This is a genomic window from Streptomyces sp. OfavH-34-F, assembly GCF_022347745.1.
Lineage (GTDB): Bacteria > Actinomycetota > Actinomycetes > Streptomycetales > Streptomycetaceae > Streptomyces.
In genome coordinates this window covers 1-10,939 of record NZ_JAKRGC010000218.1, presented here as the reverse complement: position 1 = coordinate 10,939, position 10,939 = coordinate 1, and the positions used below count along the sequence as shown (strand labels likewise).

The 10,939-nt window shown below is 74.5% G+C and carries 10 protein-coding genes; 7 read left to right on the top strand and 3 right to left on the bottom strand.

The window, feature by feature from the left end:
* Window positions 1–426, bottom strand: a 426-nt coding sequence (locus MHW47_RS25260) for a lycopene cyclase family protein (protein ID WP_239226071.1), incomplete at its 3' end; no start/stop codon positions are given.
* A gap of 282 nt (window positions 427–708) precedes the next feature.
* Window positions 709–2,835, bottom strand: coding sequence for a cellulose binding domain-containing protein (locus MHW47_RS35800; RefSeq protein WP_275449629.1), 2,127 nt, complete (start codon window positions 2,833–2,835; stop codon window positions 709–711).
* Window positions 2,836–3,389: 554 nt separating this feature from the next.
* Here MHW47_RS35800 and MHW47_RS25250 point away from each other — a divergent pair.
* From MHW47_RS25250 to MHW47_RS25225, 6 genes are all read left to right on the top strand, one after another.
* Complete coding sequence (locus MHW47_RS25250) at window positions 3,390–3,842, top strand: hypothetical protein (protein ID WP_239226070.1); 453 nt, start codon at window positions 3,390–3,392, stop codon at window positions 3,840–3,842.
* Window positions 3,843–3,966: 124 nt separating this feature from the next.
* The gene (locus MHW47_RS25245; RefSeq protein WP_239226069.1) at window positions 3,967–4,428 is read left to right on the top strand and encodes a hypothetical protein; all 462 of its coding nucleotides are present in this window, start codon (window positions 3,967–3,969) and stop codon (window positions 4,426–4,428) included.
* A gap of 61 nt (window positions 4,429–4,489) precedes the next feature.
* On the top strand, window positions 4,490–6,004 hold the full coding sequence (locus tag MHW47_RS25240) for an AarF/ABC1/UbiB kinase family protein (RefSeq protein ID WP_239226068.1): 1,515 nt from the start codon (window positions 4,490–4,492) through the stop codon (window positions 6,002–6,004).
* Between the two features lie 42 nt (window positions 6,005–6,046).
* Entirely contained in the window at window positions 6,047–7,144 is a 1,098-nt protein-coding gene (locus MHW47_RS25235; protein WP_239226067.1) for a polyprenyl synthetase family protein, read from the top strand.
* Between the two features lie 37 nt (window positions 7,145–7,181).
* Complete coding sequence (locus tag MHW47_RS25230; RefSeq protein ID WP_239226066.1) at window positions 7,182–8,243, top strand: terpene synthase family protein; 1,062 nt, start codon at window positions 7,182–7,184, stop codon at window positions 8,241–8,243.
* A 55-nt stretch (window positions 8,244–8,298) separates the two neighbouring features.
* Complete coding sequence (locus MHW47_RS25225) at window positions 8,299–9,498, top strand: geranylgeranyl reductase family protein (RefSeq protein ID WP_239226065.1); 1,200 nt, start codon at window positions 8,299–8,301, stop codon at window positions 9,496–9,498.
* A 10-nt stretch (window positions 9,499–9,508) separates the two neighbouring features.
* Here MHW47_RS25225 and MHW47_RS25220 read toward each other — a convergent pair whose 3' ends face one another.
* On the bottom strand, window positions 9,509–10,135 hold the full coding sequence (locus MHW47_RS25220; RefSeq protein ID WP_239226064.1) for a TetR/AcrR family transcriptional regulator C-terminal domain-containing protein: 627 nt from the start codon (window positions 10,133–10,135) through the stop codon (window positions 9,509–9,511).
* A gap of 65 nt (window positions 10,136–10,200) precedes the next feature.
* On the opposite strand from MHW47_RS25220, the gene MHW47_RS25215 reads away from it, so the two are divergent.
* A partial coding sequence (locus MHW47_RS25215; RefSeq protein ID WP_275449627.1) for a beta-ketoacyl synthase occupies window positions 10,201–10,939 on the top strand: 739 nt, incomplete at its 3' end.

Here is a 10,939-nt window from a genome sequence, read left to right as displayed (position 1 = left end):
CGGCAGGGTGCAGCGGACTTCGGCGCCGCCGGGCACGCCGCGCACCGCGTCGGCCGTCGCCCGCAGCAGGCGGCCCCCCGGCGAGCGGGCCAGCCGGCCGCGTACCAGGGTCTCGAAGTCGGCGGAGCGGACCATGCGGTAGGTGAAGGGGGCCGGGTCGACGGTGACCGGGCGGCCGTCCGCGCCGTGCACGCGCAGGGCGGGCCAGGTCGTGGTGACGGCTTCCTCCAGTCCGTCGGGGCCGGCGTGCCAGTAGCACCAGGTGCGGTCGGCGGGTCGCAGCGGCCCGTCCGGGGGTTCGATCACGGTGACGGTGGCGGTGCCGGTCTCCGTCAGGCGGTGCGCGAGGCTGAGTCCGGCCGCGCCGCCCCCGACGACGGTGACGTCGCTCCACTCCGGTGGGTGTGCGGCCCGCCGCGCGGTCATGTGCGGCTCGCCGGGTGGGCGGTGGGGCCGGCGGCGACGGCGTCCGAAGGCCGGGGGTGTGCGTCGTTCATGGTGCTCCTCGTCGGCCGGCCGTCGGTCCAGCGGACCATGTTCGGCCGGGCGATGCCAGGAGCCACGACGGGACGGACCGGGTGACACGGTCCGGCTCGCGGACGCGTCGGGCGGCGGGCGCCCGCGGACGCGTCGGACGGCGGGCGCCCGCAGATGGGTCGGACCCGGCCCTCTCCATGGGCCGGGTCCGCGCTTCGCCCTGAGTCGGCGTCAGCCGCCGGAGCAGACCGCGCCGTTCAGCCGGAAGGCCGCCGGGTCGGGGTTGGGGCCGTCGTTGGCGCCGACGAACCCGAAGGAGGCGGTCGAGCCGCCGTCCGGCGCCAGCGCGCCCGCGCCCTCGGGTGCGGTCACCCGGACGTGGCTGCCGGTCTGGTGGACCGTGGCGTTCCACCACGAGGACACGGACTGGCCCGTGGTCGGCCAGTCCCAGTCCACCGTCCAGCCGGTGATCGGGGTGTCCCCGAGGTTGCTGACGGTCACGGTGGCCACGAAGCCGTTGCCCCAGCTCGTGTCACGGTGGTACGTCACCGAGCAGGCGGCGTCCTCGGGGGTGCCGGTGGTGAAGGTGAGGGGCGCGGACGGGCCGGAGAGCCGCCCCGAGGCGTCCGAGGCCAGCACGTTGACGGTGTGGGGGGTGCCGGGCGGCAGGTTGCGCAGGGTCACGGAGGTGCCGGTGCTCTCGCCGACGACCCGGGTGTACGAGCCGTCGCGTTCCTGGACGAGGTAGCGGGCGGCGCCCGTCGCACCGTCCCAGGACAGGCGCGCGGTGGTGTCGGTGACGGCCTCCAGCCGGGGCGTGCCCGGCGTGGCGGCGGCGGAGGCGGCGGGCCCGGTGCCGTTCTCCGGTTCGAGGGTGACGGTGAGCAGGGCGTACGGGGGCACGGTGACCCGGGTGGCGGACGCGTCGCCGTCGGTGACCTCGGTGATGTCGTCGTCGCCGCGCGCGTAGCGGCTGACCTCGGGCGCGGTGGCGGACGGGGTGAAGCCCGCGTAGTCGAGTGCCACGGTGCGCGCGGCGTCGGGGTCCCTGTTGACGAGCATGACGCTGAGCCGGCCGTCGCGGCGGAGCACGGCGTGGGCGGAGACGTCCTGCGCGGAGGACTCGGAGGCGACCATGGTGTCGCCCGCGGTGCCGAGTTCGCCGGTCATCTTCATCCCGTAGTAGGGCGGGAAGGGGGTGTTGACCGCCGGCTCGCACACCTCGCCGGAGCAGGTGCCGCTGGAGAGCATGCCCATGTCGCCGTAGTCGGTCTCGCCGTCGACGGTGGTGATCCGGTCGATGCCGTTGTGGGTGTTCCACCAGTCGACGTTGAACACGCCGTTCTCCAGCGCCGTCATGAACGCGTCGGCGGCGAACAGGCCGTTGGGGCGGGCGGTGAGGCGGGCGCCGCCGGTGTTGGTGTTGATCTCGGAGAGGGCGATCTTGATGCGGGGTGAGTCCGCGCCCGCCACCCGGTCGATCTGGTTGCGCACCTCCCGCAGTTCGCCGGGCAGTTTGGCCAGCCGGTCCAGGGCGTCGTCGGCGGTGGTGTCGCCTCCCCCGGCGTACCAGTGGACGCTCACGAAGTCGATGACGTCGGCCACGGCGGGCAGCACGGTGTGGTTCCAGTCGCCGGAGTCCCCGGCGCCGACGACTCCGTCCGGCCACTCGCCCGGGCTGGTGAGGACGGCGCCGATCTTGACCGTGGGGTCGACGGCCTTCATGGCCGCCGCGTAGGCGCGCACCTGCCGGGCGTACTCCCGGGGGCTCTTGTCCTCGTGGTCGTCGTGCTCCCAGCCGCTGCCGTAGTGGCCGTTGCCGTAGATCTCGTTGCCGATCTCCCAGTACTTCGCGCCGTACTTCTTGGTGACGTTGGCGTACCTGACCCAGCCGGCCGCTTCCTCCGGGGTGCCGGAGCCGTAGTTCGCGATGAGCATCGGCTGCGCCCCGGTGGCCCGGACGGTGCCCATGAACGCGTCGAAGCCGGTGCCGGGGGCGACGTATCCGCCGGGCGCGGTGTGGGTCTCCCAGTGGTAGATGTCCGCGTACGAGCCGCCGGGGTAGCGCATCATCCCGACGTCGGCGGCCTTCATCAGGTCCGCCACCTCGGGATCGTTCATGTGCGCGTCCCAGATGGCGGTGTTGACCCCGCGCGCCTCACCGGTCAGCGTGCCGAGCGAGGCCTGGGCGTTCACCCGGACGTCGACGTCCGCGCCGTCCGCCGCCCGCGGTGCGGCGGGGGCCGGGCCGGCCGTGGTGGACAGCAGGGCCAGCGCGGCGGCCAGGACGGCGGCGGCGCGCGCGAGGGGGCGCAGGCCGCCCCGGGCCGGATGCGGGGGTCTGTGCGAGGGCGCCATGGGTGATCCTCCCTGGGATCTCGGCGGCAGTGGGGGTGCGGCGGCCCACGCCATCGGACCGGCCAAGTCCGTGCTGGCGTCGGGGTGTTGCGCGTCGGGGGCGCCGACGGGGCGGAGCGGGTGATCGAACCTCACGCGTGGGAGCGCTCCCATAATGGGAGGGGGTCCACGCCCTGTCAACGCCCCGTCAGCGCCCGCACACGCGGGAGCCGCCGGGCGCACGCGGGGTCGCGGCGGCGCGCGACGCGCACCCGCGCCGCCCAGGGATGCACAGGGGGCCGCCCGGGGCGCGGAGACACGCGCTCATTCCTTTTTTCGCAACTCTGCGTGCTCGAAGAAACGCGTAGGGTCACACGGCTTGGGAAGGCTGATCGTGTGGGAAGCAGCCCCGGGGGCAACGCCCTCAGCCCTTCGGACCCGGCCCGCCTCCGCGTCCGGTCCGCACTCACCCGCAGCGCCACCCACGAGCCGGGGACGCGGGGCTTCCCCCCGCGCCTGCAGGCGCCGTCCCCGCTCCCCCGACTCGTGGGCCCAGCCGAGAGGACCCCTCCCCCATGACCGTCATCTCCCAGATCGTCGCGCACGTCGTGACCGCCGACACCGATCACGCCTCGACCGGCTCGTGGATCTATCTCGGCCTGGGCGGACGCGAGTTCAGCCTCGACACCTACGGCGTCGACTTCTCGCGCGGGGCGGACGCCCACTTCCGCCTCGGCGAGGACAGCAACGTCAAGTACTCCTCGTACAACGACCCCCGCACGCCTCCGCTGAGCATCGAGGACCTGCGGCACTTCCCCGTCTACCTGCGCATGGAATCGGCGGGCGACCGGGCTGCCTGGTGCCTGGAGTGGGTGTCGGTGACGGTCGATCCGGACGCCGGGCACCGCCACCGCTACACGCACCCCGCCCTCGCCGGGCGCTCCAGCCGGCATCGCATCTGGCTCGACACCGGATACGGCAAGGCCCTCTATCTGCGCTCCGACTGCGAGGAGGCGCCCCGCCGCTGACGCCCGGAGCCCGACGGACCGCGCCGCGCGGCCGAACCGCCCGACACCCCCCAGCCCCCGACCCCGGAGGTCTCCTGTGTCCCGTCGCCCTTCCCGTACGTCACTCAGCCACGCACTGCGCCGCATGGTGCATGCGACGGAGGACCTGGTCGACGACGCTCTCGACCGCGCCGGAGATTTCGAGCGCGGCGTGCGGCATTCCCTGAGCGACGCCCTGGACGACGACAGGCGCCGCCACGACCGGGATCACGACGACCCTCACGACCACGACCACGACCATGGCCCCGACCGGCACCGCCACTGCCCCGACGACCGGGATCACGACCACGACCACGACGGGGACGATCGCCGCCGACGGGGGCCGGACCGCCGGCGCACCGGTCCGCCGGAGCGCGACGAGAGCGATCTGCGGGCGCTCACCGAGCGGATCTCCGTGCTGGCGGACCGGCTGGAGCGGCACCGGGAGAGCATGCGCGCGGTGGAAGCGGTGCCGCCACCCCGGGACGCCGGGGATCTGGAAGCCGTCCGGGCCGATCTGGCGACGCTGGCCGCCCGCCTCGACCGGATGGACGACGTTGCGCGCTGACCGGATCGGCCGAGGGGCGACCGGGCCGGGTGACCGCACATGACGGGCCGAGGTGGTGACGATGGGTGAGCGGCGGGCGCGACTGCTCGCGCGGGTCCTGGCACAGCTCGCCGGGGCGGAGGCGGCGCACACCCTGCGGCCCCGCCGCCGGGGCGCGCCCGGGGGCGAGAGCGCGCGGGTGCGCCGGGCGCGCCGTACCCGTGAGGCGCTGGAGAGCCTGGGCCCCTTCTACATCAAGGCCGGCCAGATGCTGGCGACCCGCCCGGACTTCGTGCCGCCCGAGATGATCGCCGAGTTCGAAAAGCTGCACGACAACGTCTCGCCCGCCCCGTTCACCGACTTCGAACCGGTGCTCAAGGAGGAGCTGGGGCCGCTGTGGCACCAGCGGTTCACGGACATCGACACCGCCGCGCCGCTGGGCACCGCGTCGCTGGCCCAGGTGTACCGGGCGGAGCTGCCCGGCGGGCGCCGGGTGGCCGTCAAGATCCAGCGGCCCGGGGTCCGGGAGGCGGTGGAGGCGGACATGAAGCTCATCCGGTCCCTGGCCCGGTTCGGGGCGAAGCGGGCGACCCGGTTCAACGAGGTGATCGATATCGAGGCCATGCTCGGCGTGGTCTTCGACGCCATGCGGCCCGAACTGGACTTCGTGAAGGAGGCCCGCAACATGACCGAGGCCGCCGAGGCGGCGCTCGGCTTCGACCACATCGCCGTGCCCGACGTCATCGAGGCGACCGGCCGGGTGCTCGTCCAGGGCCTGGCCCCCGGCGTCTCCATCCGCGACGCCGACCGGGACGCGTTCACCGTGGAGGAGCGCACGGCCATCGGCCACGACCTGCTGGCCTTCATGTACCGGGGCTACTTCGTGGACCGGATCTTCCACGGCGATCCGCATCCGGGCAATGTGTTCGTCCACCCCGGCCGGCCCGCCACCCTCATCGACTGGGGCATGGTCGGCCGCATCGACCGGCCCATGAGCACCGGCATCCTGCTGCTGCTCCTCAATCTGGCCATGAACGACGGCGCGGGAACGGCCCGGGCCTGGATCGACATGGGCAGCACCACGTCCTGGACGCGGGCTGCCGCCTTCGCCGGAGACATGTCCGCGCTGGTGCCGCAGATCGCCACGGCGTCCCTGGAGGAGCTGGACTTCGGGGTCACCCTGAGCGCCGTCCTCCAGCACTCCACCCGCCGGGGTATCCGCACCAGCCCCATGGTGGCCATCCTGGGGAAGTCGTTCGCCAACATCGAAGGGTCCATCCGCCATCTGTGCCCGGAACTCTCCCTGATCGACGTCTTCTCCGAGGAACTGATCGGGATCGTCACCGATCTGGTCAAGGAGGCCCTGTCGCCGCAGCAGGCGGTCCGCACGGCGCTGGAGCTGATCACGGCCGGGGCGTCCGCCCCCCAGCAGCTGCGCGGCGTGACACGGGACCTGGCCAACCGCGACCTCGGCATGCGGATGACCCTCAACGGCCCCCCGCCGCCGTCCCGGTCGATACGCGGCCTCGGCGGACCGGAACTGGGCCTGTCCATGGCGGCCGCGATGTTCTGGCAGCACCGCACCCGAGCCCGGTGACCCCCGCGGCCCGCTCCCCTCCCCCACACTCAAGGAGCCCTCATGCGTCCGCAGGCCCTGAAGGCCGGTGCGCTCGATCCCGCCGGCCTTCGCGAACTGATCGACACCGCACTCGCCGACTTCCTGTACGGCCCCTCGCCCCGCGTCCCCGCCCAGCGCCGGCGGGTGAACGGCGGCCACGACCTCGACCGCACGCTCGCCTCCTACGTGCTCGCGCCGGGCAAGCGGATCAGACCGCTGCTCTGCCTCATCGGCTGGTACGCCGCCGGCGGCGGTCGCGACGGCGAGGGCGAGGAGGCCGCCGTCCGGCTGGCCGCCTCACTGGAACTCTTCCACGCGTTCGCCCTGATCCACGACGACATCATGGACGAGAGCGACAGCCGCCGGGGAGCGCCCAGCGCGCACCGGGCCTTCGCCCTGCGCCACCGCGACCGCGCCGACCCGGACGCGTTCGGCCGGAACCTCGCCGTCCTGCTGGGCGATCTGGCGCTCGTACGGTGCGACGAGATGCTGCACTCCGCGGGGTTCACGCACCGGCAGTACCGGGCGCTGCTGCCGCTGGTCGACACCATGCGCAACGAGGTCGTGCTCGGCCAGTACCTGGATCTGCGCACCGCGGGGCCGCCCGGTGCCGACGCCGCCCTCGCCTTCCGGGTGGTCCGGCTGAAGACGGCCCGGTACACCGTCGAGCGGCCGCTGCACCTGGGCGCGGTGCTCGCCGGGGCGGGCGCCCGGATGCTGGAGGCCTGTTCGGCGTACGCGCTTCCGCTGGGCGAGGCGTTCCAGCTCCGCGACGACTTGCTCGGCACCTTCGGCGATCCGGCCGTCACCGGGAAGCCGGTCGCGGAGGACCTGCGGTCGGGCAAGGCGACCGTGCTCATGGCGCTGGCCGTCCGCAGGGCGTCGCGGTCGCAGGCGCGGCTGCTGCGCAGGTTCGTCGGGGATGCCGGCCTGGACGCGCGGGGGGCGGCGGCGGTGCGCCGGGTCCTGGAGGACACGGGTGCCCGCGAGACCGTCGAGAAGATGATCACCGCTCGCTACGAGGCGTCCCTCGCGGCCCTTGAGCGGGCGCCGTTCGTCCCCCGCGCGGCGGACGCCCTGCGCCGCATCGCCGACGAGGCGGTCACCCGGACGGCATGACGGCCACCCGGCCGGCTCACCCCGAGGGAGGATTTCCGTGAACAGCGACACCGACGCCCTGGCCCTGCCCTTCTTCTGCCCCATCGGGCCGGCCGTCCATCCGGCGGCCGGCGAGGCCGAACGCCGGGCGGTCGCCTGGATCGACCGCATGGGCTTCGCCCGGACCGAGGAGGAGTACGCCCGGACCGTCCGCACCCGGAGCGCCGACTTCTACGCGCGGTTCGCGCCGTACGCCGATCCCGACCGGCTGTGGCTCGCCGCCTGCTGGGTGTACTGGGGGTTCGCCTTCGACGACGCCCGCTGCGACGAGGGTCCGTTCGCCGCCGATCCGGCCGGGTTCGCCGGCGTGGCCGCCCGCACCCAGCGGGCGCTGGAGACGCCGGGGCCGCTGTTCGTCCCCGACGGCTATGCGGCGGCGCTGCACGACCTGGGCGAGCGGTTCCGGGCCTGCGCCACGCCCGTACAGCTCCGGCGCTTCCACCACGCGCACCAGGGCTGGCTCGCCGGGGTCCAGTGGCAGGTGTGCAACCGGGCCACCGGCCGGCTGCCCACCCTGGACCAGTATCTGACGATGCGGCTGCACTCGGCGGGCGGTGAGCCGACGTACGCCATGCTGGAGATCGTCAACGGCGAGGAGGTGCCCGGCCGGGAGATGGACGCGCCGGCGGTCCGGGCCCTGACCGAAATGGCCATCTGCGTCGATGCCCTCGACAACGACCGCCACTCCTTCGCCCACGAGTGCGCCCGCCGCCAGACCGGCCAGAACGTGCTCAGCGTTCTGATGGCCGAGGAGGGCGGCACACCGGAGCAGGCGCTCCACCGGGCCGTGGGGCTGCGCGACCGGGTGCTGTGCCGCTTCCTCGAACTCCGCGACGCCGTACGGGCGCGGGCCAGCGCACCGCTGAGGCGCTATGTCGACGATCTCGCGCACGGTATCCGCGGCAACATCGAATGGGCCGCGCGGACCCTGCGGTACTCCGGCGGCGCCGCGCGGGGCGCGGGCCCGGTACGGACCCGCTGGACGGACGCCCCGCTCCCGGGAGGACGCGATCCGAGCGGCCTGCCGTCCATCGCCTGGTGGTGGCAGGTCAGCGGCTGAGGAGTGCCGGACGGATCTGCGTCATCCCCGCTCCGTACAACTCCTGGGTGCCGCCATGACTTCTCGCTCTTCCTCCGTCCGTCCGCCCGCGGTCTGGGACGTGATCGTCGTCGGCGCCGGTCCGGCCGGTGCCACGGCCGCCCGGGTCGCCGCGCGGAACGGCCGCAGGACGCTCCTGCTGGAACGCGCCTCGATCCCCCGCTACAAGACCTGTGGGGGCGGCCTCATCGGGGCCTCCCTCGCCGCGCTGCCGCCCGGCCTGCCGCTGAACGTCCGGGACACGGCCGACCGGTTCACCTTCACCCTCAACGGCCGCGCCGCCCGCACCCTCGACTGCCTCGTGCCGACCTGCGCCATGGTGTACCGCAGTGAGTTCGACGCCGCGCTGACCGAGGCCGCCGCGGCGGCGGGGGCCCGGGTGGACGACTGCACCGCGGTCACCTCCCTGGAGCACGAGGGGAACACGGTCGCGGTCCGGACCGGGCGCGGCGACACCTTGCGGGCGCGGGCCGTCGTCGGCGCGGACGGCAGCGCCGGCCGGGTCTCCCGGTACGTCGGCGTGCGGTGCGCCCAGGTCGACCTGGCCCTGGAGGTGGAGGTGCCGGTGGGCGGCGCGGCGGCCGCCCGGTGGCAGGGGCGGGCGCTGATCGAGTGGGGTCCGCTGCCGGGCTCCTTCGGCTGGGTGTTCCCGAAGGGGGACGTGTGCACGGCCGGAGTGGTCGCGGCGCGCGGGTACTCCGCCGCGCTGCGCGTGTACAAGGAGGAGTTCCTGAGCCGTCAGGGCCTGACCGGTTCGCAGCCGCTCCACGACACCGGGCATCTGATGCGGTGCCGCCGTCCGGACTCGCCCCTGGCCCGGGGCCGGGTGCTCGTCGCGGGCGACGCCGCCGCCCTCCTGGCCCCCTGGTCGCGGGAGGGGATCTCGTACGCGCTGGGTTCGGGCGAGCTGGCCGGGCGGGCCGCCGCCCGGCTGGCGGGCGTCGGCGGGGAGGAGGCGGACGCCGTCACCGCTGCCTACCGGCGGCAGGTCGTGGAGGGCCTGGGCGCCGAGATGCGGGCCGGCGGCGCCCTGATGGACCTGTTCAGCCGCAATCCCCGGCTCGTCCACACGGCTCTGACCCGGCTGCCCCCGGTCTGGCGCCGGCTGGACGCCTACCTCGCGGGGGACACCGGCGCCGCCCGGATCATGGCCGCCCCCTTCGTCGGCGCGGCCACCGCTGTCGCCACCCGTCTGTCCCCGCCCCGGCGCGGCTGACGGACCGGGGTCACGCCTTCCCGGCCGGGTCCGGGCCGTCGTGGAGGGTCAGCGAGCCGGCGAGGTCGAGGTCGGCGGAGGTGCCGTGGGCTCCGGCGCGGACGAGCAGGACCGCCCCGAGCGCGGTGCTCCAGAACGTCCTCACCTCGGCGGCGAGCGGGCGGCCGGTGCGCCAGCCGCGTGCTTCGACGAGCCGGCCCGTGAAGCGTTCGGACTGCCGGAACAGCAGCTGGAGGTGCTGGTCGACGACGGGGGCGAGTTCGGGCCGGGCGATCCCGGTGGCGAGCGCCCGCGCGACGGAGGGCAGGGAGGGCATGGCCAGGACGGCGCGGGCGATGTTGCGCCGGAAGGCCGCCGCGTCCGGGGCCTGTCGGCCGACGCGCTCGACGCGGCGGGTGTCGTGGAGCAGGCCGAGGAAGGCGGCGTGCACGAGGAGCGAGTCCTTGGAGCCGAAGTAGTACGTCACCTGGTTGGGGAACGCCCCGGCCGCGCTCGCGATCTCCGCGACGCTCACCTCGGTGCCGGGCCGCTCCTCGCAGAGCCGCGCGGCCGCTTCGATCAGGCGGCGTTTCGTCGCGCGACCGCGGTCGCGCGCGCGTGCGGACGGCGGTCCGGTCTCGGTTCGCTTCTTCTCCACCCCGGAATTGTATGTGATACAACAACCCCTGTTCGCTTGTATCGCATACAAGAAAGGTGCGGAGCATGGACGGGAACGAGGTCGTCGTGACCGGAATGGGCGCGATCACCCCGCTGGGCGGGGATGTGGCGACCACCTGGGAGGCCCTGCTGGCCGGCGAGTCGGGCATCCGGGACCTGGCACCGACCGGCCCCGAGGACACCGGCCTCGCGGGAACGGCCGCCGGGACGATGGCCGTCGACCCCGCCGCCGCGCTGCCTCCGGTACGGGCCAGGCGGCTCGACCGGGCCCAGCAGGCGGCGCTCGTCGCCGCCGCCGAGGCCTGGGCCGACGCGGGCGCGCCCGAGGTGGACCCGGACCGGCTCGCGTCGGCGATCGGGACGGGCATCGGGGGCGTGGGGACGCTGCTGCGGGAGGACGACGTCCTGGAGCGGTCCGGGACACGGCGCGTCTCCCCCCGTACGGTCCCGATGCTGATGCCCAACGCGGCGGCCGCGCTGATCAGCATCGAGTACGGGGCGCGGGCGGGGTCCTACACGCCGGTCTCCGCGTGCTCGTCGGGCGCCGAGGCCGTCGCCCTGGGGGCCCGGCTCATCCGGGCGGGCGAGGCGGACCTGGTCATCGCGGGCGGCACCGAGGCCGCGATCACCCCCATCACCGTGGCGGGCTTCGTCCAGGCGCAGGCGCTGTCGCGGCACCCCGGCGATGCCGCCTCGGCCTCCCGGCCGTTCGCCGCCGACCGCAGCGGGTTCGTGCTCAGCGAGGGCGCTGCCGTGCTGGTGCTGGAGAGCGCCGCGCACGCCG